Origin of the sequence: Pseudaminobacter soli (ex Zhang et al. 2022), assembly GCF_014595955.1 — a bacterium.
GTDB classification, from domain to species: domain Bacteria; phylum Pseudomonadota; class Alphaproteobacteria; order Rhizobiales; family Rhizobiaceae; genus Kumtagia; species Kumtagia pseudosoli.
This window is the reverse complement of the sequence record NZ_JABVCF010000003.1, coordinates 419,044-441,698: the sequence shown is the minus strand read 5'-3', so window position 1 is coordinate 441,698 and position 22,655 is coordinate 419,044. Positions and strand designations below refer to the sequence as shown.

The window sequence follows — 22,655 nt, the reverse complement described above, 5'->3', positions numbered from 1 at the left end:
GCGTGTGGGGAAAAATTGATCCGCCTCAGCGGAAGTGTTTCGACAGTTTCAGGCCCTGCGCCTGGTAGTTCGAGCCGAGGTCGGTGCCGTAGAGCGCGGTTGGCCGCGACAGCATGTGCTCGTAGACCAGCCGGCCGACCACCTGCCCATGTTCCAGGATGAAGGGCACTTCATGGCTGCGGACCTCGAGCACGGCGCGGCTCCCGGTTCCGCCGGCCGCCGAATGGCCGAAGCCGGGATCGAAGAAGCCGGCATAATGGACGCGAAACTCGCCCACCAGTGGATCGAATGGCGTCATCTCCGCCGCATAGAGCGGCGGCACATGTACCGCTTCGCGCGAAACGAGGATGTAGAATTCGTCCGGGTCCAGGATCAGTTCGCTGATCTCGCCACGACGGTAGATGGGCTCCCAGAAATCCAGCACATCATGCGCGCTTCGCTTGTCCACGTCGACGATGCTGGTGTGGTGTTTGCCCCTGTAGCCGATCAGTCCCGAGTCGTCGCCCATCAGGTCGATGGACAGCGCGATCCCCGAGCCGGAGATGTTCGGTTCTTCCGAGGCCACCAGCGTCTCGGTGTCATGCAGGGCCTGCAGCGCGAACTCGCCGACGATCGTCTCGCCCTTCCGGAACCGGATCTGCGACAGCCTCGAGCCGGTGCGCACCACGATCGGGAAGGTCCTGGGGCTGACCTCCAGCCAGAGCGGTCCGCTGTAGCCGGCCGGGATCTTGTCGAACTCCTGGCCGTAGTCGGTCATCACGCGGGTGAAGATGTCGAGCCGGCCCGTCGAGCTCTTCGGGTTCGTCGATGCCGCTATCTCGAATGGGAGGGCGAGCCGTTCCAGCAATGGCACGATGTAGACGCATCCGGTTTCCAGCACGGCGCCGCGGGAGAGGTCGATCTCATGCAGCTTCAGCCGCTCCAGCTTCTCAGTGACGCAGTTCTCGCGTCCCGGCAGGAAGCTCGCACGCACGCGATACGCTTTGTCGCCCAGGCGAAGGTCCAGGCTCGCCGGCTGGATCTGGTCCTGGTCGAGCGGACGCACGGCGGTGAGTGAGCCCGTGCGGAACAGTTGGGCGATCTGATGGTCGGGAAGAATCCCGTCGTCGCGCACGTCGAAGCTCCGGTTGGTCATGCCCTGCTTTAGACCACCCCCTGATTGACGCAAGCGCTCAAGAGGATTATGGGAACGATTATCCCGTGGTGATTTGGCCGGTCGGCTTGCAGCCACGTTAAATAAGTCGCTAAAGGACCGTCGGGCCGCAAGGCCGTGGGCACCGGTTGCGACGATCGCGACCGGTTTTTTGTTGTTTGGGAAACGCCCATGAGCCACGATGCAGAACGCAACTGGAAGCCGGAGACCAGCCTCGTCCACGGGGGCACGCTCCGCTCCGAATTCGGCGAGACGTCCGAGGCGATCTATCTCACCCAGGGCTACGTCTATGAGACCGCCGAAGCCGCCGAGGCGCGCTTCAAGGGCGAGACCGAAGGCTTCATCTATTCGCGCTATGCCAACCCGACCGTCGACATGTTCGAGAAGCGCATGTGCGCCCTGGAGGGCGCCGAAGATGCGCGCGCCATGGCCTCGGGCATGGCTGCCGTCACGGCGGCCATCCTCTGTTCGCTGAAGGCCGGCGACCATATCGTTGCCGCACGCGCCCTGTTCGGCTCCTGCCGCTGGGTCGTCGAGAAGCTGGCTCCGAGGTACGGCATCGAGGCCACGCTCGTTGACGGAACCAGGATCGAGAACTGGCAGGCGGCGATCCGGCCGAACACAAAACTGTTCTTCCTGGAGAGTCCGACCAATCCGACCCTGGAGGTCATCGACATCGCCGCCGTGGCCAGGCTGGCCAACGAGGTCGGCGCGCGAGTGGTAGTCGACAACGTCTTTGCCACGCCGCTGCAGCAGAAGCCGCTGGAACTGGGCGCGCACATCGTCGTCTATTCCGCCACAAAGCACATCGACGGGCAGGGACGCTGTCTCGGTGGCGTGGTCCTCTCGGACAAGAAGTGGATCGACGAGAACCTGCACGACTATTTCAGGCACACGGGCCCCAGCCTTTCGCCCTTCAATGCCTGGACGCTGCTGAAGGGGCTGGAGACGCTGCCGCTTCGTGTTCGCCAGCAGACGGAGAGCGCCGCCAAGATTGCCGATTTCCTCGCCGACCGTACTGAAGTGGCTCGCCTGATCTATCCCGGCCGGCCCGATCACCCGCAGGCCGACGTGATCGCCCGCCAGATGAAAGGCGGCTCGACGCTCATCTGCTTCGACGTGAAGGGCGGTAAGAAGGCCGCCTTTGCCCTCTCGAACGCACTGCGGCTGATCCTGATCTCCAACAATCTGGGCGACGCCAAGAGCCTAATCACCCACCCGGCGACGACCACGCACAAGAACCTGACAGACGAGGCGCGCGCCGAACTCGGCATCGGGCCGGGAACGCTGAGGCTGTCAGTCGGGCTTGAGGACGCCGGCGATTTGATCGACGATCTGGAGCGGGCGCTGAAGGCTGTGGGCTGAACATTCCGGACTGAACTGGGCGCTCAATGTCGCACGGGTTGGATTTGCCGCAGCGGCGATATAGGTCTTGATGCGCCGTAGTATTCAGGGTTCCGCCATGTACGTCGCAGTCACGCGCCAGATCGAGGTGAGCGTCGAACCGTTCTACATCGCCGAGCGGTCGGAGCCGGACGAGAACCGCTATGTCTGGGGATACCGGGTCACTATCGCCAATCACTCCGACGATGCGGTCAAGCTCCTGTCGCGCTATTGGCGCATCACCGACGGGGCAGGGCGGGTCGAGGAGGTGAGGGGCCCCGGCGTGGTCGGCGAGCAGCCCGAGCTTGGTCCTGGCGACAGCTATCAATACACGTCAGGCTGCCCGCTGACGACACCCTCGGGCATTATGGTCGGGAACTATACGATGCTCTCCGGCAGGGGCCAGATGTTCGACATCGACATCCCTGCCTTCTCGCTTGATCTGCCTGCTGAGAAGCGGACTTTCAACTGAGCCGCATGACAGTCAGGAACGTCCTGCTACTGCGGGCCACCGTCGCACCCGGAGATAGCAAGCCGCACTCGAACTCGCTGCTTCAGGAGCCGGCGGAAAACTCCGCCGGCTCGAACTCGTACGACTTCGAGCAGAATTCACAGCACACGGTGATCCGCCCGTCCTCGGTCGACTCCTGGATCTCCTCGGCCGTGAAGCTTTCGAGAATGCCGTGGATGCGCTGTTCCGAACAGGAGCAGCGGTCCTCCACGCTCGTTGCATCGAAGACCCGCACGCCATGCTCGTTGAAGAGCCGGTAGAGCAGGCGCTCCGCGCCGACTTCCGGATCGAGGAGTTCCTCGTGCTCTACGGTTGCGACCAGCGCCAGCAACTCCTGCCAGGCGGCGTCCGCGACCTCCTGCGGCATGGCGAGTTCGTCGCCGTCACCGCCAGGTAGGTCCGGCATGCGCATGCGCTCGGACGATTGAGGCAGGAACTGCGCCAGAAGTCCGCCGGCGCGCCATGTCTCGCCGCCCTCGCCGGGCCGCACCAGCTTGCCGACCGAAAGCTTTACGTCGGTCGGGATCTGCTCGGACTGACGGAAGTAGGTCTTCGCCGCCTCCTGCAGGTTCGTGCCGTCCAGCGGGACTATGCCCTGGTAGCGCTGCATGTGCTCGCCCTGGTCGACGGTGAGCGCCAGCACACCCTTGCCGAGCAGCTTGCCGGGGGCGTCCTCGCCCGTGCCAGCTTCGGCCAGGCGCTCCGGATCAAAGCGGGCATAGGCGCGCAGCGACTTCGGCGTCGAGAAGTCGGCGACGACCATGTCGACCGGGCCGTCCGTCTTGGTCTGCAGGATGAACTTGCCTTCGAACTTCAGCGAAGTGCCGAGCAGGACCGTGACTAGGCAGGCCTCCGCCACCAGTCGAGCCACCGGCTCGGGATAGTCGTGCCGGGTAAGGATCTGGTCGAGCATCGGGCCGAGTTGCACTGCGCGGCCGCGCACGTCGAGCGCGGCGACCTCGAAAGGCACCACGTCGTCATCGCCGGCAAAGCCGATGTCTCCAAGCTTCAGTGAAGTCTTGGTCATAGAAAATTCCTTGCTTCCAGCGGATCTGGCGAGGGCCGCTGGCTGACATTTCGTCAGTCTGTTGAGGTGATAAGCGGACAGATAGGCCCGCCTGCCCCTCGCTTCAAGCGCCCAGGCACCAGGCCAGGATCGCCTTCTGGGCGTGCAGCCTGTTCTCGGCCTCGTCGAACACCACCGAGTGAGATCCGTCGATGACCTCGTCGGTCACCTCCTCGCCGCGATGCGCCGGAAGGCAATGCATGAACACCGCGTCCGGCTTCGCCAATTGCATCAGCCGTTCATTGACCTGGTAGGGCAGGAAGACATTGTGGCCGCGGGCACGGTGCTCCTGGCCCATGGACACCCAGGTGTCGGTCACCACGCAGTCGGCGCCCTCGACCGCCTCCTCGGCAGACTGCACGAGCCGGACGTTGCCGCCATTGGCGCGGGCCCAGTCGACAAATTTCTGCTGTGGCTCGCTACCGTCGGGAACGCCAATATTTACGTTGAAGCTGAACCGCGCTGAAGCCTCGAGCAGCGAATGCAGCACATTGTTGCCGTCGCCGACCCAGGCGAAGGTCTTGCCGGAGACGGGCCCGCGATGCTCCTCGTAAGTGAGGATATCCGCCATGATCTGGCACGGATGTGTGTCGTCGGTGAGGCCGTTGATCACCGGCACCGTGGCGTTCTCGGTGAGCTCGATGAGCTTGGCGTGCGAGGTCGTACGGATCATGATCGCATCGACATAGCGGGAAAGCACCTTGGCGGTGTCGGCGATCGTCTCGCTGCGGCCAAGCTGCATCTCCGTCCCGGTCAGCATGATCGTCTCGCCGCCGAGCTGACGCATGCCGACGTCGAAAGACACGCGGGTGCGCGTCGACGGCTTCTCGAAGACCATCGCAAGCACCTTCCCCTCCAGGGGGCGAGAGCGCCGGCCCGCCTTGAGATCGGTCTTGCGTGCGGCCGCGTCCGTGAGCAGCCCCCGCAGGTCTGCCGAGGAGAGCGCCGAAAGATCGGTGAAGTGCCGGATGCCGTCTTGCATATACGGATTCCTACTGCGCGGCCGCAGCCGGGGCCGACAGCTGGTCCGCCGCCGCGCGAATACGGCCGAGCGCATCGCGGATCTCGTCGTCGCTGACGATCAGCGGCGGCAGGAGCCGCACGACATTGTCGCCTGCCGTGACCGACAGCATCTTCTCGTCCCGAAGCGTCGCCATCATGCGGGTGTTCGGCACGCGGCATTTCACCCCGAGCAGCAAGCCGACGCCGCGGACTTCCTCGACGACGTCTGGGAACTCGTCGGCGATCGAAGCCAGTCCCTGCTTCAGCAGCAGCGATTTCCTGGAAACCGCTTCGAGGAACCCGTCCGCCAGCACGACGTCGAGGACGGCGTTGCCGACAGCCATCGCCAGCGGATTGCCGCCGAAAGTGGTGCCATGAACGCCGGGCGTCATGCCCGAGGCGGCCTCTTCCGTAGCCAGGCAAGCGCCCATCGGAAAACCGCCGCCGATACCCTTGGCGATCGCCATCAGGTCGGGGGCGACGCCGGACCGCTCATAGGCAAACAGCTTCCCGGTGCGCCCGATGCCGCACTGCACTTCGTCGTAGATGAGAAGCAGCCCGTGCTGATCGCACAGTTCGCGCAGCCGCCTCATCGCCTGGGCAGGCACTTCGCGAATGCCACCTTCGCCTTGGACAGGTTCGATCAGGATGGCGGCGGTTTCCGGGCCGATCGCCCTATCGACTGCCTCGATGTCACCGAAAGGCACCTGGTCGAAGCCGTCGACCTTCGGGCCGAAGCCTTCGAGATATTTCGCCTGCCCGCCGGCCGCGATCGTCGCCAGCGTCCGGCCGTGGAAGGCGCCCTCGAAAGTGATCGTCCGGAAGCGCTCGGGGCGGCCCGCGACGTAGTGGTAGCGCCGCGCCGTCTTGATTGCGCATTCCAAAGCCTCGGCGCCGGAATTGGTGAAGAACACCCTGTCGGCGAAGCTGTTGGCCACGAGCCGCTCCGCAAGGCGTGTCTGGCCGGGGATCTCATAGAGGTTGGAGACGTGCCAGAGCTTCTGCGCCTGATCCGTCAGCGCCTGCACCAGGGCAGGATTGCTGTGGCCGAGCGAGTTCACGGCGATGCCGCCCGCGAAATCGAGGTATCGCTCGCCTTTCTCGTCGATCAGCCAGCAGCCTTCGCCGCGTTCGAACGACAATGGTGCCCGGGCGAAAGTCTCGAAAAGCGCGGATCCGCTCATAGGGTGCGTCCAAGTCAAATCAAAAAGCCGCCTCGAAGGCGGCCTTGCCGGCATATTGAGTCTTTCCGCCGCGAAGTCAACGAAAACGTACCCTATGGGCGTCCTGCGCGAGGCTCACTCGCTGGAACACGGCAAGTTGGGGAAAACTGAAATTTCCGATTCGTGGACTCGGCCGGACTCTTGTCACCGAGTCAGCCGATACGGTACTGAAGAGGCACGAGACGACTACATTTCGTGCGGCGGACACATCCACACAGGCATTAGTGGTGTTGGACCCGGCAGGGCCGGGGCGTGAACGGATTCGGATTCCCCAACGCGGCGACGGGAGAAAATCATGATCTGGACAGACGAGCGTGTCGAGACACTTCGGAAACTCTGGTCCGAGGGGTTGAGCGCCAGCCAGATTGCCGCCCAGCTGGGCGGCGTCAGCCGCAATGCGGTGATCGGCAAGGTCCATAGGCTGAAACTGTCGGGGCGTGGACGCACTGCGCCCTCGCCGGCACGGCCGAAGAAGCCTGCACAGGCGACAACGGCCAAGCCGCCGCAGCGTCCCGCTCCGGCTCCGCGCCCAGTTACGGCTTCGGTCGGCGCCACCGCCCTCCAGGCGCAATTCGAGGCTGCACCGGCGCGGCACCTGGAGGCTTCGACCGAGAATATCGTGGTGCCGATCTCGCGTCAGCTGCAGTTGATCGAGCTCAGCGAGCGTACCTGCAAGTGGCCCATCGGCGACCCTCTTGCCGACGATTTCCACTTCTGCGGCAATGAGAGCGGGGAGACCGGACCCTATTGCCGGTATCATGCTCGGCTGGCCTTCCAGCCGGCTTCCGAGCGCCGCCGGGTCCGCTGACCCGGAGGTGCTCCGTCCGGGGTCGAGGGTCGTCCCGAAAGCATTGCGCTCACCGGCCGTAAGCCGGGCGGCAATCTGAATTCAAAGGATTTTGGCTTCGCACGCTGTGGAGCCATGGGCGATCGGGTAAACCTTACCTGACCGAAGGTGGCGGCTTTTGTATCGTCGACCTCAACTGCATCTCACCTAGCCATAGTATCAAAGACTGGATCCGCATCAGTCTTCGATCCTCGCACCAATGCTATTTTGGTTCGATTGCGGCCAGCAAGTTTGGCGTTGTAAAGTAGCCTGTCGGCTTGTTCGTAGAGCTCTGCGAACTCCGCATCGGCATTTGGCGACGCATTCGTCATGCCCATGCTGGCAGTTACGGGGCGTCCAAGGCCTGGAACGGCATTGGCGACGATGGCGGGGATCGCCTGGCGCCGACGCTCCGCCCGGGCCTGGGCATCTTCTCCGCGCACAAGCAGCAAGAATTCCTCTCCGCCGAGGCGGAACGCATGAACCTGAGGGTCCGCCTGGAGCGCTTCGGCCACGGCTTTCAGCACGGCGTCGCCGACCACGTGGCCGTGAACATCATTGATTGCCTTGAAGTGGTCCAGGTCGAGCACGGCAAGTGTGCGGTAGCCGTCGGCGCGGAACTTCTTGAAATTCTGCTCGATTGCCCGCCGGTTGAGCAATCCCGTCAGTGCGTCGCGTTCGGACAGGCGCTCAAGCGCGTCAGCTTCGAAGCGTGCGCTGTCTCGCTGGCGCTTGATCGTCATGAAGCGGTCTGCCACGCCGAGTGTGGTGAACAAGACTTCGCATACGCAACCCACATAGAACAGTAGCATGGCATCATTGGTCTGCAGCCAGGGAACCACACCCGTGACCAGGCGCACCAATCCTACCAAAATCATAGGTATATAGCCGACCGCCTGGAACTTGGCGGCCCGACTTCCGCGCCGCAGTGCGTCAGCAAGTGACAATATGAAAATGACGACCACCGGAGCAAAAGCCGCCGTGTACACGGTCGACTGAACTGAGCGCCCCACGAACGGAAATGCCGCGTGAGACGTGCTGAGAAACATCGCCCATGCGGCGCAACAGAGCAGCGCACGCCGCAGGAGCGGATGCATGCGGCCGGGTTCGATGAAGCTGTGAGTGAACATCGCCCCGGAAGCGACCGTAAGGCCGAAGATCACTGTCGTCATCCAGCTCAACGTCATTGCTGGCGGATCGAACAGAATGACTGCAAGGCCCGAAGAGACCAGGATCGTCAGCAGCAAGGAGATGGTGAGCGTGGAATGCCAAAGCACGAATGGCTCGCGCAGTATCCGGTAGAAGGCCGCGTTGAAAATGAGCGGCATGGACAGCATTCCGGCAAGGACAGCCAAGAGAAGCAGGGACCGCAGAAGGTCGGGGCCCAGAGCGATGTCGGACGGTGACAGATAGGCTCTCTCCAGTGTCATCTGGTGGCTCGGCAAATCGAACGCGACAACGACCTGCAGCGTGTCGCGGGTCACACCCGGCAGAGAGGCCTTGAAATACCCGCCAGAGAGAGCGCTAGGAAGTTCACCCGCCGCCAAGGAGGTATGGCGCATTGCGCCGTCTCGGTCGATCGCCAGCAGATGCACGGCCGCGAGCGCACTTCGCCTAGAAAAGAGATATTGGGGAAGGACATCGTTTGGACCGATTTCAAAACGCAGCAACGTCCGCTCGCCTTCGAGCGAATAGATCCGATCTCCGCAGATCCAGCGCCCGGGCGATTGGACGACAGTGACCAAGTCGTCCGACAAACTGCTCGACGTCCAGCAGGCGCTGCGAATGTCCATGGATTCAGCCGCGCCAAGGGGTGCAGCGTGCAGAGATGCAAGCAATACGAAGCTCAGCACCGTCGGCACGAGCGCTTTTCGGAGGTCATTCCAGAACATTGGTTGGCGCTACACGCCAACCATTGAGGTGCGGTTACCGACCTCCGAATCAGTCGGCACTCCATGAATCAGACAAAGCTCAAGTCAGAAATCCCGAACGCAATACCTGCGGCAATCCGTTCACACCGCCTAGTCGAAAAAGGCCGGAGCCGAATTCACGCAGGCGAGTGCGGCTCCACCGTGACGACGTGGCTCCTGTCTTCCTTCGGCCGGTTGAGCGGAAGCTGCTCGCCTGTCACGATGTAGTAGATCGTCTCGGCGATGTTCGTCGCATGATCGCCGATCCGCTCGATGTTCTTCGCGCAGAACAGCAGATGCGTGCAGGGCGTGATGTTGCGCGGGTCCTCCATCATGTAGGTCAGCAGTTCCCGGAAAAGCGAGGTGTAGATCGCGTCGATCTGCTCGTCCCGATCACGTACCGCCACCAGGCGCTCGACCGAACGCGAGGCATATACGTCCAGCACGTCCTTCAACTGCGTCAGTGCGAGATCGACAAGGGCCTCCAGGCCGCGGATCGCGCTCATGCGGTCGAGCGAATGGCCGACGACGAAGGCCCGCTTGGCGATGTTCTTGCCGAGATCGCCGACGCGCTCGAGGTCGGCCGAGATACGGATGGCGCCGACGATCTCGCGCAGGTCGTCGGCAAGGGGCTGCCGCCGGGTGATCATCGAGATCGTTTGCGTGTCGATCTCCCGCTGCGCCTCGTCGAGGATGGCATCATCGGCGATCACCTTGCGCGCCAGCGCGAGGTCCGCATGAATGAGCGCGGAGAGCGCCAGGTCCACCATCCTCTCGGCGTGACCGCCCATGGCGGCGATCCGCAGCGTCAAGCTCTTCAGCTCATCATCATAGGCGCTGACGATGTGGTGCGACAGCACTGCGGTCATTTTCTCGACGGCTCCCAAGGCGAAGCGATAGCTTTAGGATAGAGCATCGATGTAACAGATTGAAGAATCCCACTCACTCTGCAGGCAGATGGACCGTGAATGCCGAGCCTTCCCCCAGGCTCGACGAGATCACGAGACGCCCACGGTGGCGTGTCACTATGTGCTTGACGATCGCCAGGCCGAGACCGGTGCCCTTCAGGGAGCCATTGCCGTCGATCCGGTAGAAGCGCTCGGTGACGCGTGGGATGTGCTCTTCGGCAATGCCCGGCCCGAAATCTCGCACTTCCACAGAAATCTCTTCGGCAGGCCCGATTTTCTTGCTGGCGGCAGAGATCACCACCTTGCCGCCCGAACGACCATATTTGCAGGCATTCTCAATAAGGTTCTCGAAGACCTGATAAAGCTCGTCGCGGTCGCCGGCGACCTCCATCCGGGCCTCGCCGATCCTGTTCTCGATATCGACGCCGCTGTCGGAGGCGAGCGGCTGCAGGGAATCGACGACACTGTCGATCACGGCGCGGAGATCGACTTTCGCCCCGCCCATCCTCAGCGCCCTCATCTCGAGGCGCGACAACGAAAGAAGATCGTTGATCAGCCGCGCCATCCGTGACGTCTGGTTCTGCATGATTTGCAGGAACTGCTCCCGCGCCCCCGCGTCGTCCTTCGCCGGGCCGCGAAGGGTCTCGATGAAACCGGCGATGGATGCCAGTGGGGTACGCAGTTCGTGGCTGGCATTGGCAATGAAATCGGCCCGCATGCGATCGATCCGGCGGGACTCGCTTTGATCCTTGAAGACCATGACGAAGAGGCTTGTACCGCCGATGGCGGTGCAGCTTACGAGGTAATTCCGTTCGATCGGGACGCGCTCGGAGTACTCCGCCGAGACGGCCCGCTCTCCTGTTTCCAGCGCGCGCCCGATCAACTGCTGCATCTCCGGCGTCCGGAATTTGAGCGGCAGCGAGATACCGGGGTCAACGTCGCCGAAGGCGCCAAGGGCCGCGGGATTTGCCAGCACGACGACGCCGCGCTGATCGAACACGATCAGCGGGTCGGCCACGGCTGCGGCGAGGCTCTCGGCGGTGAACCCGGAGTTTGATCCAGGCGCTGCCCGGGCGGCGACACCGAGTTCCGCTTTGCGTACCGGCACGACCATCGCCACTGCCAAGAACACCAGGATTGCGGCCACGAGGACCAGCAGTGAACCCCCGCCGGCCAGGTGCAGCACGAGCATGGCAGCGAACGCTGCAGCGAGCAGCCACCCGCGTTCCTTCAGGAGGCTGCTGAACTGCCGTCTGAGCCCCTCCTTCCCCTCGCTGTCGGAGGAGGTCACCGAGATGCGCGCCTGGGCAGGTTTTTGGACGTCGTGTTGCTGTTGATGGGCCGCCATGCCGCGTCTTACCATGTATTCACTTTGGACATCGTCGGCACAGGGAACGCCAAATGGATAAAGGCCAGATGACAGGGTCGGCGATTGAGCTCGATGTAGGAGGGGTGAAGCGTGTCTTCGATATCGATAATCCTGAATTGCCCGGCTGGGTGAAGAAGCGAAAACTCACATCCGGCGGATATCCCTACGACAAAAAACTCGACAAGGACGAGTACCAGGAAACTCTCGAGCGCCTGCAGGTCGAGTTGGTCAAGCTGCTCGCCTGGATGGAGACGACGGGAGAACGTGTCGTCGCTGTCTTCGAGGGCCGCGATGCCGCGGGCAAGGGGGGCACGATCGATGCGCTGCGCCGATACATGAACCCGCGCCGGGCGCGCAACGTCGCGCTGTCGAAACCGACCGAGACGGAGCGCGGCCAGTGGTACTATCAGCGCTATGTGGCCCATTTCCCCTCGCACGGGGAATTCGTCACGTTCGACCGATCCTGGTACAACCGCGCAGGGGTCGAGCCGCTCATGGGCTTCTGCACGCCCGAGCAGTATGCCCGTTTTCTGGCAGAGACGCCGCAATACGAGTTGACGATCGTGCGCGATGGAATGCGGCTCTTCAAGTTCTGGCTGGACATCGGGCAGGAAACCCAGCTGAAGCGCTTCCATGACCGGCGGCACAGCACGCTCACCAACTGGAAATTCTCGCCGATCGATCTCGCCGGCATGGCCAAGTGGGCCGAGTACGGCGAGGCGCGCGACCGGATGATCGAGGCGACGCACACCGAATTTGCTCCTTGGACCATCGTGCGCTCCAACGACAAGCGCCGTGCCCGCATCGAGGTCATCCGCCGCGTCCTGCAGTCGATCCCCTATGGCGGAAAGGAGGAGAAAGCGATCGGAGAGCCTGACAAACGCATCATCGGCAACGGACCGGAGTTCCTACCGAGGAACTGAGCAGACCTGCGTTTTAGAGGGCAAGGCGGGAAGAGAAGGATTCTCAGGGAGGTCCCTTCGGGGCTCCTACTGCACCTTCGTTCGGAAATGCCGCGTCTTCTCCCAATGGTGGGGACGGCGATAGATCTGGAACAGCGAGCGCCAGGCTGCCGCCGACATCAGGAACCAGTATGGCGGCGTGAAAAGCACGATCCGCCAAAAACCTCGCCGCTGCGCTTTCGGCAGGGTCTGCCAGCCCAGTGCCAGGAAAGACGTGTAGCCGCAGACGAGGTTGAGCATGTCGATCGTAAGGAGCACGACGCTCCAGCCGCTGACCGGGGTTGTGAACGCCATCTCCAGCATGAGGTAGATTCCGGCGAGTAGCAGGATCGGATGCAGCATCGCCGATACCACGAATCCTGCGGAGAGGATCTGTGCGATCACGAACGAACGTGGACCGATCTCGCGCACGAGTTGGACAGGATGGCGCATGTGGACGAGCCAGGTCTGCATCCAACCTTTCAGCCATCGGGTCCTCTGCGGCAGCCAGTCCGACAGGGTCTCGGGTGCATCCTCGAACGTCGGCAGCGTGATGGTGGCAGTCCTGTAGCCGAATCTCGTGAGGCGGAGGCCGAGGTCGGCATCCTCCGTGACATTGTAGGGGTCCCAGCCCCCGACTTCCTCAAGGACCGACGTCCTCAGATGCGGTATTAGGTATCAAACTCAAAAGCGTTACGTAACGGGTGCATTACGCACGTAAGCAACAGATATTCGCGTTATTCACACACGTTATGATTGTCGAAATGGACGCCCGCTGCTATATACCTTGATAGAATCATGAGGGCGCTCCAATGGACAAGCTCGACCAGCTGAATAGCGACATGGCTGCGATGATGCGGCTGGCTCTTGATGACGCGTATGAGGCTGGTTTCGCGGCAGGGAAAGAGTCCGCTAGGGCGGAGCTTCTCACCAAACTTAACGCTGTTCTTTCTTCGGATGAGCCCGTCTCGGCCTCTTTTACGCCATCAAGTACTGACGTTCGCAACGCGGAGGTGGCAACCGATAACGGGTCAGTAGAGGTTGATAGAGCCGCACCTGGGACGGTCAAGCCTGCGGTGCTAAAGCTCATTCAGGATAACCCGCGTGGCCTTACGCGCCGTCAGATAATCGAGATGACGGGCTTCAAGCACAATTCGGTGCGAGGCACGCTTTGGCAGCTTAACACCCAAGAGGACGCCGTCGTGAACTACGACGGCAAATGGTATCCGAAAGGATCGCCGCACATCGCAGAGGCGCGCGACAAGAGCGCGCGATACCAGATGGCGATTGCGGGCATAAGAGATGAGCCGCCCGACGCTTTCGCGACGGACGGCTCTAAACCCGGTTCGACTGGCGGCTCGTACCCGCCTGAGAACCATTCCAACCCCGCGCAGCACGAGCGCTAGAACACGGAGGACTTCATGGTTAAAAACCATGGACCGTTATTAGCGGTCTAATCGGGCCGGGTCAGGTGGTGGAACACTTGGCCCGGTTCGCATGATCCAAACTGCCCCGGTCAGGAACGGCTCAGATGCATACTACGCACTCTGAAAGTCGCATCTTTTTGGCCTGTTTTCAAGGCCGGGGCTCCCAAATCGCGCAAAATAGGAACCCCATCATGCGCACAAACTTCGACTACCATCCTTGCGACCATCTCAAAGCTTGTCACGTCCTTTGGGCCGTGGTGGTTAACGGCTGGTCGCAGACGAGGGCTGCCATTGCCTTCAATCTCAACGTCGGCACCGTAAACCACATCATCCACGGTCGCCGCTTTGTGTCTGCCGTCCCGCTGCCTCCTCCAGGGGACGACATCTAAGCCTAGTCGCCTATGCGGGGGTGTTGCTGGAAACGGCAACACCCTTTGCCTTGCCCTCATCCGAGAACAAAAGTTCGACGCCAGCGGACTCCAAGGCTCGCACGATTGCGTCCAGGTTGTTCGCGATTGGCGTCCGCCGTCCCTTCTCAAAGTCTCGGATAGTCGAAAGCGATACCTTGGCTCGGCCGGCAAGTTCGTCTTGCGACCAGTCCAGCCACCCGCGCGCCGCCCGACTCTGTTCCGGTGTCAACATACGACATTTCTAAGGATTCAACCGCTTTATGTCAAGGCCAACGATTTTAGTTGACATGAGTGATAATCACCAATATCACTTACATCAACGATTTTCGTTGAGGTCTGACAGTGGCTCAACATTTCCTCCTAAGCGCCGAAGCTCGAACCCTTAGCCTCCGCGACATATACAGGGGCGGCGAACAGTCGGCATACGAGACGTTCAAGCGGATGCGGTGGGCTGATACTCACGGCCAGCCAGTTTGCCCCGCTTGCGGCTGCCTGGACAGCAAGCCCATCAAGGACCGTCCGACCTTCCGTTGCATCGCGTGCAACAAGCAGTTTAGCGTTACGTCTGGAACGATATTCGCGTCCCGTAAGATGGCTTATGTGGACCTCCTGGCCGCCATCTGCATCTTCGTGAATGCTGCCAAGGGCCTTTCCGCCCTCCAATTGTCACGTGATATCGACTGCCAGTACAAGACGGCCTTCGTACTATCGCACAAGCTGCGTGAGGCCCTTGCTGCCGAACTTGCCGACGCTACTCCGGGCGGTGAGATCGAAATAGACGGCGCATATTTTGGTGGCCATATCCGACCGGCCAACTTCAAAGAGAAGCGCATCGACCGCCGCAAGGCGGTCCATCAGACTGGCCAGCGCCGGGTTGTAGTCGCGCTACGTGAGCGTCAGGGGCGTACCTATACCCACGTCGTAACCAGCGAAGCTGACGGTCTGTCCATCGCAGCGAAGGCTCGTAAGGGGTCAACCTTCTATGCCGACGAGGCGAGCCACTGGGATGCGCTTCATGACAGTTTAGTAGCCTTCCGCATCAATCACAGCGAGGCGTACAGCTATCTGGACGGCGTCCATACCAACGGCGTCGAAAGCTTCTTTTCTCGCCTTCGCCGGATGGTCTCCGGTCAGCACCATCACGTTTCGCCGCAGTACCTTTACCAGTATGCCAACCACGCCGCTTGGCTGGAGGATCATCGCCGCCACTCAAACGGTGCAAACGCCTTCGCGATCCTTGGTGGGGCGCTCAATCATCCTGTGAGCCGGGTTTGGGCTGGATACTGGCAGCGGAGCAACTAGGCGAACGACAGAAAGCGTGGGTCTATCATATCGCCGGTCCCTGTCCGCAATGACTGCGATCCGGCGAAGGGCAGCATCAATTCCAATTGGTCTTTGTCTCGCTTTCGGGGACGCGCAGCACTCTGAGAAATTGGTATGGGCGGGAAATTCGGCAGACGACCGTCTATCAGGTCTGCCGCCGTTACGATCTGGACGCGAGGCAGGCGACCGTGAGGCGTCTTGGAAACGAAACCATAATTGGCGGCATCCGATATCATCCCCCGCGTAGGCTCATTGAGGGTGACCAGAACACCCATCTCGGCATTCTCGCGTTCAACCGTGCCAGCCAAATCTCGCACCATGGATGGGTTCACATGATGCCCACCCTTCACAGAGATAATGATGCGACCAAGTCCATACGGACCATTCGCGAAATAGATGTTGCCGTCCACCCCCTTGTCGCCGCCCTTCTTTGACTCGTAGGTTTGGGCGCCCAACTTCCATGCTGCCCACCATTGAAACTGATACTTATCGCGTTCTGCCAGTGCGATAGCGCCCGCTAAATCGGTGGGACGGCCATAGATTGAGAACTTCGCGTCCGGCCGGCGTCTCTCCAGGCGATTCTGGATCACGGTGATGGCATAGTGGGTGATATCAATACCAAGCCAGTTTCGCCGTAAGCGCTCAGAGGCTTCGATTGTCGTGCCGCAGCCACAAAAAGGATCTAGGACGACTGCGTCTTCTTTCGATGAAGCTGAGATAATCCGGTCCAGTAACGCTAGGGGCTTCTGTGTTGGATAGCCCACCCTCTCGCGTGACGAAGAGGAGATGATCGGGATCGGCCATACATCCGATACCGCCTTCCCGCCCGCGATTATTTCGTCCACACGCCGCAGCCTACTCTTTGAGTTCCCTCTACCTCCCGGCATCCAAATCCACTCGACGCCCTCATCATCGACATGAATCTTCTGCTTTCGCGAGCGCATCAAGTCTTCTCGCGTCCACTCTGTTTTGGGCATATTGAAGAACGACCGATCACTAGCAGCATAGAAGAGTATGACGTCGTGCTTACGATTGAAAAATCGGGGAAGGTCCATCAGCCTGAACGAATAGTCCCAGATGACCTCATTTCGGAAATTCCGATGCCCAAAAATGGCGTCCATAATTATCTTGAGATAGTGGCTCGCGGTGGGGTCGCAGTGTAGATAGATGCTGCCGGTTTCCTTCAAAACCCGCTTCAGCTCGACCAGTCGAACGGCCATCATTGATAGATAGGCGAGCGTTCCACCTGTCCCGAGCCATTTTCGGAAGGCCTCCATGAGGACAGACAGTTCACTTCGCATCCCGATCAAGTCCTGGTAGGCATGGGCTGACGTTTCCCCCCATGTCCAAGTGTCCTTGAACGCCTCGGCCTGCGCCTCGGACATTACTCCTGATTTGTCAGAGAAAATAACGCCGTAGTTGGCCTTTGAATTGAACGGGGGATCTAGATAGATGAGATCGACGCTCTCGTCCTTTATGTGCTCCCGCAACACATCCAAATTATCGCCAAAGAAAAGCTTATTCATCCCCGTGGCCTCCGCCGCGCGATCGCAATAATACGACGTGATAGTTAATGAAGAAGAATCAGCGTGTTAGTGAGTTGTTTACTTCTGGACAGCCCAGGTAAACTCACCTTTTATCTTGCCCGGCGATCGGGTAACTATTCCAACTTCCCGCATTTGTCGAAGCGCCTTGCCCATTCGCTTGACCACATCATTCATCAAGCGCCGGTCGCGAGCGTCTTTTCCCTCCATGTGAACCAATCGCTCCGCAAGCTGACGTGACGTTGACGGGCCGTGTTCCTCCAAGGACTGCCGCAGGAACTGGCGAAGCTCTCCCCTGTAGAAGAGGACGATGCGCGGCGCTCGCGTGGTCTTGGTCGGCAGATCGCCATCGTAGCCGAGCGTCTCCAGAATGCGCTCTATGGCCTCTACGTCATTCGAGACGACGGCCAATTGCTCCCGGAGATCCGCGAGGTTGGCCAGCATCTCGCCTCGCTTGCGAAGCAGTCCGGCTATGGTGAGGTCATACCCATCGGTCATGCCAACAGCATATATCAACGCTTATCGTTGGCATAGCGCATTTCATTTGAGGTTGCTACATAATACCGCTCAGATGGTTGGACGTTCCTCCGAGCGGGATGATGATCCGCCGACCCGACAGCCAGGGGAGCAGCCCGGAGAACAGCGCCGAGTATTCGAAGGCGAACATCCGGGGAATGACGCCGGAAGCACCATTCGTGATCTCCAGCGGCGCCTGCAGGCAGGCGAGATCCTCGCCCCCTTCCTCGAAGCGCCGCCAGGCTTCCAGCAGTTGCAGCGGGTGCGGGCGGTCTTCGGCGTCATACAGGACGACGAAATCACCCTTGATGAGTTGCAGCGCGAAGTTGAGGGCCTTCGGTTTGGTGCGGGGTAGGCCCGGCGGAACCTTCACCACCTCGAAGTGGTGAGGCAGTTCGAATTCTGCGATCGCGTCAAGCGTCAGGTGGTCGTCGGCCTCGCACACCAGCTTGATCTCCAGCTTGCTGCGAGGCCAGACGATCTGCTCCAGGGCTGCAAGCAACTGGGGAATGACGTCCACTTCGTTGCGAAGCGCGACCAGCACCGAATAGACAGGCAGGGTGTTGGCCGGCGTCCGCTCGAGATTGGCCGGCGTAGGCTCCGGAGAACTTGCGGCTGCCGCGAAGCGAAGCGCGCCGCATGATAGGAAGAACAGGGATGAAAAGATATGGACGGCCAGGAGGGTGGCCGACGGCTCCAGAGCAAAACCCAGAGGAATGGAGGCCATCACCAGGCCGAGGATCAGGCCCTGACGCGCCGTCGCGACGATCTTGGCTGATAAGCTTGGAAACTGCTCATACAGCCGATTTCTTGCGTGCTCGGACAGCGATTTGGATGATGGAGCCAATATGGCCTGTCGCAGCACTCGCGGGGTTGTGAGACGAAGGAGAGGAAGAAGCCTGCCGTTGCGTTGCAGGATCGATTTCAAGCTGCCGAGGCTCATGCCTGCGGGAGCGATCAAAGGATGCGTGCGGCCGTCGCGTCCCAGCATCCAGACATGCACGTGCTTGCTGCGGCTGCGCAAAAGCAGCTCTCGGTCCTCTGGCTTGACGACCAGCCGATCCGGGTCAAGCTCGGCGATGAATGCTATGCGGAACTCCTCGGCGATCGCCCGGAACAGTTCCTCTTCCGAGACCAGGTTGGAGGCGAGCAGTTCGCTCTGGAAATCGGTCCCGTGATCCTTCACCCTGGCTGCCAGCCGGATCACCGTATCTGGCGAGAGGCGGAGCCTCTTGAGAATAGGGTGCCAAGCTTCGAACTCAGAGAAGAAGAAGCGTACCAACTCGTCTCCCGAGTCGAACGCCGAGATGCTTCTATTGGCCCACTGGGGCTTGGATTGATGCGTCGGCTTGCTGCGCCCCAGTATCGAGAAGCCGCTCAAGTCCATGTCAGAGCAGCCCGCTCGCTTCGAAGTCGAAGGAGTGGTCTCGATTTGAGAATAGATCAGGTCTGTTAATGGACAGGGTCGGTCGGCAACGGCGCGTCAACGACTCCGTGCGGATGAACGATGCTACGCTGCAGAACTCGTACGCACCCACGGCAACTGTCCCCCAACGTTGCCTGCGATCCAAAACCAATTACTACATTTTTATTGTGAATGCTACCAGAGATGGCCGAATATTCTCATTCGGCAGCTTCGGCCATTCTGCGAATGCGCGACATCAGTGTGCGCAGTGCCGCCGGCTTGAGCGGCTTGTTGAGGATGGGAATGTCGGCCTCGCCCGCGGCTGCGCGGACTTCGCTTGAGCGGTCCGCTGTGACCAGAATGGCCGGAACGGACACTTCCCATCGAAGGCGCAAATCCCTGATCAGGTCCAGACCGGTTTCGCCGTCTAGGTGAAAATCCGCCAGAATGACATCCGGCGCCGGCAACCGCTGATCGTCGGCGAAGATCTCGGTCCTGCCGGTCGCAGTCCGGACCTCGCAGCCCCAGCCTTCCAGCAGCAGCTTCATGCCCTCCAGGATCCGAGGCTCGTTGTCGACGCATAGCACCGAGAGTCCATGCAGCGCGGTCGCTGCGGCTAGTTTCGGGCGGGCATCCACCGACACCGGCGTCTCGGCGGCCGCGCAGATTGGCATGAGGACCGAAAAGCACGTTCCCTTGCCGTGCACGGAGTGGATGCGTAACTCGAGCCGAAGCACGCGCGCTATGCGATCGACGATCGACAGGCCAAGGCCAAGCCCCTGGGCTTCGCGCATGGCGTCGTCCAAACGGGTGAACTCCTGGAACACGCTGCTGAGCTTGTCAGACGGGATCCCGATGCCGGTGTCGAAGACCTGGATCTCCGCGAGATCGCCTCTGCGCCGCACGCCGACAAGGACGCGGCCCTTGCGGGTGTATTTGACTGCGTTGGAGACCAGGTTCTGAACCAGCCGGCGCAGCAGATTCCGGTCGGTTTCCACCTTCAGCGAGGACGGCACGATCGTGAGTTCGAGATCTTTCGCGTGCGCGAGAGGCAAGAAGTCGGTCGCGATCTGCCGCAGCAGGGCGTCAAGCCTGAACACGGTCTCTACCGGTTTCATCGCGCCGGCATCGAGGCGGGAGATGTCCAGTACTGCGCCGAGGATTGCCTCGACCGATTCCAGCGAAGATTCGATGTTTCGGGCGGCCTCGGCCTCTGATCCGCCGCTCATGCGCTCCAGCAGCGACGCGCAGTAAAGACGCGCCGCATTGAGCGGCTGAAGGATGTCGTGGCCGGCAGCGGCCAGGAAGCGTGTCTTGCCGAGATTTGCTTCTTCCGCGAGCATCTGTGCCTGAGCCAGTTCTTCGTTGACCTGCAGCAGTTCGGCCGTGCGGCTGCGCACGCGCTGTTCCAGCGACTCGTTCGCGCGCTTGAGCGCGAGGTCGGCCTGCACCCGCGCCGTGATGTCCGCGTAGGTGGCGACGATGCCGCCGTCGGGCATGGCGTTCGACCTGAGCTCGAGGATGCGGCCGCTTTTCGCCAGCTCGAGCTGCCACGGGGTGCCGAAACTGGTGAAGCGGTTGAGCAGCGATACCCGAGCCTCCGTCGCGATCTCGCCGCGCGACACCAGCAGCCGAAGAATCTCGTCAAGCGATACCCCGACCCTTCCCATTTCTTCAGGCAGATCTAGCAGCACTCGGAACTGCCGGTTCCAGCAGGTCAGCTGAAAGTCCTGGTCGAAGACCGTGATGCCCTGCTCCATCTGGTCCAGCGCGATCTGGAGCAGGTCGCGATTGTGCTGGAGCGCTTCAGTCGCGTCGTCCAGCAGGCGAAAGGTATCGCGTGATGTCCTGTCCTGGCGTTGGAAGAGCAATGAGAGGATCAGCCGGGCCGACGACGAGCCGACCGCGCTTGCCAGCAGTTGCTCCGAGAAGCGGACAACAGCCATGCTCGCCTGATCGTTGCCGCTGAGCTCAAGCCCGCCCTTGGCTTCGAAGGTCTGGAACGAACGTTCGGTGCGCTCCACGCCCAGATACTTTCCAATCGTGTCCTTCAGGTCGTTGACCGTGACAGCCGTTCGGAAGCGGCGGAGACTCGGCATCGGACTGGCGTCGCGAGGCGCGAAGATCGCCGCCTGGATACGTTCCAGCGGAACCGCCGCGCGGGAGAGGGAACCCAGCACGTAGAACAGCAGATTGATGGAGAGGCTCCAGAGCACTCCATGGTTCAGCGGCTCAGCCACGGTGCCGAACAGCGCTTGCGGCCGCAGAGCCTCGACGCCGAATGGACCTTCCGTCAGGAGCGCCAGGTCGGGAGAGGCAAGGGATGGAAGCAGCAGGGTGTAGAACCAGACGGCGATGCCCGCGCACATGCCGAGCGCCGCCCCGCGCGCATTGGCGCGGCGCCAGACCAGTCCGCCGATGAAGGCAGGCGCAAACTGCGCGATCGCCGCGAAGGACATCAGGCCGATCGAGGCGAGACGCGTGTTCGAGGTGCTCTCGCGGTAGTAGAGGAAGGCGGCGAGCAGTATCGCGAAGATAGCCGCGCGCCGAACGTTGAGGATGAGGCTCGACCAGTCGCCGCCATCGCCGGCTTCGGCCTTGAGCCGGCGCCGGACAAAAAGCGGGATGACAAGGTCGTTGGAGATCATGATGGCGAGCGCCACGCTCTCCACGATGACCATCGCTGTCGCCGCCGAAAGCCCGCCGACGAAGGCGACCATTGCCAGAGTGTCGTAGCCTGCGAACAGGGGCAGCGACAGCACGTATAGATCGCTGCTCGTGGCCGGGCCGATCTTCAGGAGACCCGCCAGGGCTATCGGCAGGACGAAGAGATTGATCGCGATCAGATAAAGCGGAAACACCCAACTCGCACGCCGCAGTTCCGGTTCGCTGCGATTCTCGACGATCATCACGTAGAACTGCCGCGGCAGCATGATGATGGCGAAGCCGCTGATCACCGTGACCACAAGCCAGGTGCCGAGCGAGGTGCTGTGATGCATCGCCGGCTCGACGACGTTGCTCGCGGCAAGCGTCTCGGCCATGTCGGCCGGCCCGTCGAAGAGAATGAAGACGACCAGCAGCCCGATCGCCAGGAAGGCGGCAAGCTTCACGACGGATTCCACCGCCACGGCAAGGACCAGCCCGTCCTGATGTTCGGTCGCATCCGCGTGCCGGGTGCCGAAGAGCACGGCGAAGAGAGCAAGCATCAGCGTCACGCCAAGCGAGATGTCGCTGAGGAACGGATCGAAGGACGGCGGAGAGCCGGTGTAGTACTCGATCATCAGACTGACCGAGCCGGAGATCGCCTTGAGTTGCAGCGCGATGTAGGGGAGGGCGCCTACCGTGGCGATCAGCGTGGCGATAAGGGCGACCGGGAAGCTTTTGCCATAGCGCGCACCGAGGAAGTCCGCGATCGAAGTGATTTTCTGGGCCTTCGCCAGTTTGACGATCCGCCGCAGCAGCGGAAACCCGAACAGGAACACCACAACCGGCCCGATATAGATGGCGAGGAACTCGAAGCCGCGTTCCGCCGCCAGACCAACCGAGCCGAAGAACGTCCAGGACGTGCAATAGATGGCAAGGCTGAGCGCATAGATGTAGGGCCGCACCCGGCTCGAACGGATCCTCGACGCCCAGCGGTCGCCGAGGCTGGCGATCACGAACAGCAGCGTCACATAGGCGACGGCCAGGAAGACGACGAACCAGCCCTGCACGCGAGAAGACCCTCCCGCTTCAAAG

General features: G+C 61.4%; 20 protein-coding genes and 1 riboswitch. Of the genes, 7 read left to right on the top strand and 13 right to left on the bottom strand.

What is annotated here, in order from left to right; genetic code table 11:
* Positions 1–25: 25 nt before the first annotated feature.
* Complete coding sequence (locus HUI96_RS07980) at positions 26–1,114, bottom strand: 2'-deoxycytidine 5'-triphosphate deaminase (protein ID WP_188254184.1); 1,089 nt, start codon at positions 1,112–1,114, stop codon at positions 26–28.
* Positions 1,115–1,190: 76 nt separating this feature from the next.
* A riboswitch (SAM riboswitch) is annotated at positions 1,191–1,268 on the top strand.
* Between the two features lie 56 nt (positions 1,269–1,324).
* Here HUI96_RS07980 and HUI96_RS07975 point away from each other — a divergent pair.
* Both HUI96_RS07975 and apaG read left to right on the top strand, forming a co-directional pair.
* Positions 1,325–2,518 carry an O-succinylhomoserine sulfhydrylase gene (locus tag HUI96_RS07975; RefSeq protein ID WP_188254105.1) on the top strand — a complete coding sequence of 398 codons (1,194 nt, stop codon included), beginning with the start codon at positions 1,325–1,327 and terminating at the stop codon, positions 2,516–2,518.
* 97 nt (positions 2,519–2,615) lie between these two features.
* Positions 2,616–3,008, top strand: a complete 393-nt coding sequence (gene apaG, locus HUI96_RS07970) for a Co2+/Mg2+ efflux protein ApaG (RefSeq protein WP_188254104.1) — start codon at positions 2,616–2,618, stop codon at positions 3,006–3,008.
* A gap of 82 nt (positions 3,009–3,090) precedes the next feature.
* On the opposite strand, the gene HUI96_RS07965 is transcribed toward apaG, so the two are convergent.
* The 3 genes from HUI96_RS07965 to HUI96_RS07955 form a co-directional block, all read right to left on the bottom strand.
* Positions 3,091–4,074 (bottom strand): Hsp33 family molecular chaperone, encoded by a 984-nt coding sequence (locus tag HUI96_RS07965; RefSeq protein WP_188254103.1) that lies wholly within the window; start codon positions 4,072–4,074, stop codon positions 3,091–3,093.
* 103 nt (positions 4,075–4,177) lie between these two features.
* A complete protein-coding gene (gene argF, locus HUI96_RS07960; protein WP_188254102.1) occupies positions 4,178–5,095 on the bottom strand; it encodes an ornithine carbamoyltransferase in 918 nt (305 codons plus the stop codon).
* 10 nt (positions 5,096–5,105) lie between these two features.
* Positions 5,106–6,299, bottom strand: a complete 1,194-nt coding sequence (locus HUI96_RS07955) for an aspartate aminotransferase family protein (RefSeq protein ID WP_188254101.1) — start codon at positions 6,297–6,299, stop codon at positions 5,106–5,108.
* 334 nt (positions 6,300–6,633) lie between these two features.
* Here HUI96_RS07955 and HUI96_RS07950 point away from each other — a divergent pair, with 334 nt between their 5' ends.
* Entirely contained in the window at positions 6,634–7,146 is a 513-nt protein-coding gene (locus HUI96_RS07950) for a GcrA family cell cycle regulator (protein ID WP_188254100.1), read from the top strand.
* Positions 7,147–7,328: 182 nt separating this feature from the next.
* Here the strand turns inward: HUI96_RS07950 and HUI96_RS07945 are convergent, their stop codons facing one another.
* The 3 genes from HUI96_RS07945 to HUI96_RS07935 form a co-directional block, all read right to left on the bottom strand.
* Positions 7,329–9,056 (bottom strand): sensor domain-containing diguanylate cyclase, encoded by a 1,728-nt coding sequence (locus HUI96_RS07945; protein ID WP_188254099.1) that lies wholly within the window; start codon positions 9,054–9,056, stop codon positions 7,329–7,331.
* 155 nt (positions 9,057–9,211) lie between these two features.
* Positions 9,212–9,934 carry a phosphate signaling complex protein PhoU gene (gene phoU / locus HUI96_RS07940; protein ID WP_188254183.1) on the bottom strand — a complete coding sequence of 241 codons (723 nt, stop codon included), beginning with the start codon at positions 9,932–9,934 and terminating at the stop codon, positions 9,212–9,214.
* A gap of 82 nt (positions 9,935–10,016) precedes the next feature.
* A complete protein-coding gene (locus HUI96_RS07935; RefSeq protein WP_188254098.1) occupies positions 10,017–11,330 on the bottom strand; it encodes an ATP-binding protein in 1,314 nt (437 codons plus the stop codon).
* A gap of 53 nt (positions 11,331–11,383) precedes the next feature.
* On the opposite strand from HUI96_RS07935, the gene ppk2 reads away from it, so the two are divergent.
* A complete protein-coding gene (ppk2, locus tag HUI96_RS07930; RefSeq protein WP_188254097.1) occupies positions 11,384–12,274 on the top strand; it encodes a polyphosphate kinase 2 in 891 nt (296 codons plus the stop codon).
* Positions 12,275–12,340: 66 nt separating this feature from the next.
* Here the strand turns inward: ppk2 and HUI96_RS07925 are convergent, their stop codons facing one another.
* Positions 12,341–12,955: a glycosyltransferase family 2 protein gene (locus HUI96_RS07925; protein WP_210320103.1), complete on the bottom strand. Its 615-nt coding sequence runs from the start codon at positions 12,953–12,955 to the stop codon at positions 12,341–12,343.
* A gap of 149 nt (positions 12,956–13,104) precedes the next feature.
* On the opposite strand from HUI96_RS07925, the gene HUI96_RS07920 reads away from it, so the two are divergent.
* Both HUI96_RS07920 and HUI96_RS07915 read left to right on the top strand, forming a co-directional pair.
* Entirely contained in the window at positions 13,105–13,698 is a 594-nt protein-coding gene (locus tag HUI96_RS07920) for a hypothetical protein (RefSeq protein ID WP_188254096.1), read from the top strand.
* Between the two features lie 212 nt (positions 13,699–13,910).
* Positions 13,911–14,108, top strand: a complete 198-nt coding sequence (locus HUI96_RS07915; protein ID WP_188254095.1) for a hypothetical protein — start codon at positions 13,911–13,913, stop codon at positions 14,106–14,108.
* A 10-nt stretch (positions 14,109–14,118) separates the two neighbouring features.
* Here HUI96_RS07915 and HUI96_RS07910 read toward each other — a convergent pair whose 3' ends face one another.
* Positions 14,119–14,361 carry a helix-turn-helix domain-containing protein gene (locus tag HUI96_RS07910; RefSeq protein ID WP_188254094.1) on the bottom strand — a complete coding sequence of 81 codons (243 nt, stop codon included), beginning with the start codon at positions 14,359–14,361 and terminating at the stop codon, positions 14,119–14,121.
* A 110-nt stretch (positions 14,362–14,471) separates the two neighbouring features.
* On the opposite strand from HUI96_RS07910, the gene HUI96_RS07905 reads away from it, so the two are divergent.
* Entirely contained in the window at positions 14,472–15,431 is a 960-nt protein-coding gene (locus HUI96_RS07905; protein WP_188254093.1) for an IS1595 family transposase, read from the top strand.
* Here the strand turns inward: HUI96_RS07905 and HUI96_RS07900 are convergent.
* From HUI96_RS07900 to HUI96_RS07885, 4 genes are all read right to left on the bottom strand, one after another.
* A complete protein-coding gene (locus HUI96_RS07900) occupies positions 15,428–16,978 on the bottom strand; it encodes a DNA methyltransferase (protein ID WP_188254092.1) in 1,551 nt (516 codons plus the stop codon). The genes HUI96_RS07905 and HUI96_RS07900 overlap by 4 nt on opposite strands.
* Positions 16,979–17,056: 78 nt before the next feature.
* Positions 17,057–17,440 carry a hypothetical protein gene (locus tag HUI96_RS07895; protein WP_188254091.1) on the bottom strand — a complete coding sequence of 128 codons (384 nt, stop codon included), beginning with the start codon at positions 17,438–17,440 and terminating at the stop codon, positions 17,057–17,059.
* A gap of 109 nt (positions 17,441–17,549) precedes the next feature.
* Positions 17,550–18,899 (bottom strand): glycosyltransferase, encoded by a 1,350-nt coding sequence (locus HUI96_RS07890; RefSeq protein WP_188254090.1) that lies wholly within the window; start codon positions 18,897–18,899, stop codon positions 17,550–17,552.
* 236 nt (positions 18,900–19,135) lie between these two features.
* Positions 19,136–22,630 (bottom strand): NahK/ErcS family hybrid sensor histidine kinase/response regulator, encoded by a 3,495-nt coding sequence (locus tag HUI96_RS07885; protein ID WP_188254089.1) that lies wholly within the window; start codon positions 22,628–22,630, stop codon positions 19,136–19,138.
* Positions 22,631–22,655: the final 25 nt, after the last annotated feature.

Excerpts from the sequence above, each read along its gene's own strand:
- HUI96_RS07975 (WP_188254105.1), top strand. The coding sequence starts at position 1,325 with ATGAGCCACGATGCAGAACGCAACTGGAAGCCGGAGACCAGCCTCGTC.
- apaG (WP_188254104.1), top strand. The coding sequence starts at position 2,616 with ATGTACGTCGCAGTCACGCGCCAGATCGAGGTGAGCGTCGAACCGTTC.
- HUI96_RS07965 (WP_188254103.1), bottom strand. The coding sequence starts at position 4,074 with ATGACCAAGACTTCACTGAAGCTTGGAGACATCGGCTTTGCCGGCGAT.
- argF (WP_188254102.1), bottom strand. The coding sequence starts at position 5,095 with ATGCAAGACGGCATCCGGCACTTCACCGATCTTTCGGCGCTCTCCTCG.
- HUI96_RS07955 (WP_188254101.1), bottom strand. The coding sequence starts at position 6,299 with ATGAGCGGATCCGCGCTTTTCGAGACTTTCGCCCGGGCACCATTGTCG.
- HUI96_RS07950 (WP_188254100.1), top strand. The coding sequence starts at position 6,634 with ATGATCTGGACAGACGAGCGTGTCGAGACACTTCGGAAACTCTGGTCC.
- HUI96_RS07945 (WP_188254099.1), bottom strand. The coding sequence starts at position 9,056 with ATGTTCTGGAATGACCTCCGAAAAGCGCTCGTGCCGACGGTGCTGAGC.
- HUI96_RS07935 (WP_188254098.1), bottom strand. The coding sequence starts at position 11,330 with ATGGCGGCCCATCAACAGCAACACGACGTCCAAAAACCTGCCCAGGCG.
- ppk2 (WP_188254097.1), top strand. The coding sequence starts at position 11,384 with ATGGATAAAGGCCAGATGACAGGGTCGGCGATTGAGCTCGATGTAGGA.
- HUI96_RS07920 (WP_188254096.1), top strand. The coding sequence starts at position 13,105 with ATGGACAAGCTCGACCAGCTGAATAGCGACATGGCTGCGATGATGCGG.
- HUI96_RS07915 (WP_188254095.1), top strand. The coding sequence starts at position 13,911 with ATGCGCACAAACTTCGACTACCATCCTTGCGACCATCTCAAAGCTTGT.
- HUI96_RS07910 (WP_188254094.1), bottom strand. The coding sequence starts at position 14,361 with ATGTTGACACCGGAACAGAGTCGGGCGGCGCGCGGGTGGCTGGACTGG.
- HUI96_RS07900 (WP_188254092.1), bottom strand. The coding sequence starts at position 16,978 with ATGAATAAGCTTTTCTTTGGCGATAATTTGGATGTGTTGCGGGAGCAC.
- HUI96_RS07895 (WP_188254091.1), bottom strand. The coding sequence starts at position 17,440 with ATGCTGGCCAACCTCGCGGATCTCCGGGAGCAATTGGCCGTCGTCTCG.
- HUI96_RS07890 (WP_188254090.1), bottom strand. The coding sequence starts at position 18,899 with ATGGACTTGAGCGGCTTCTCGATACTGGGGCGCAGCAAGCCGACGCAT.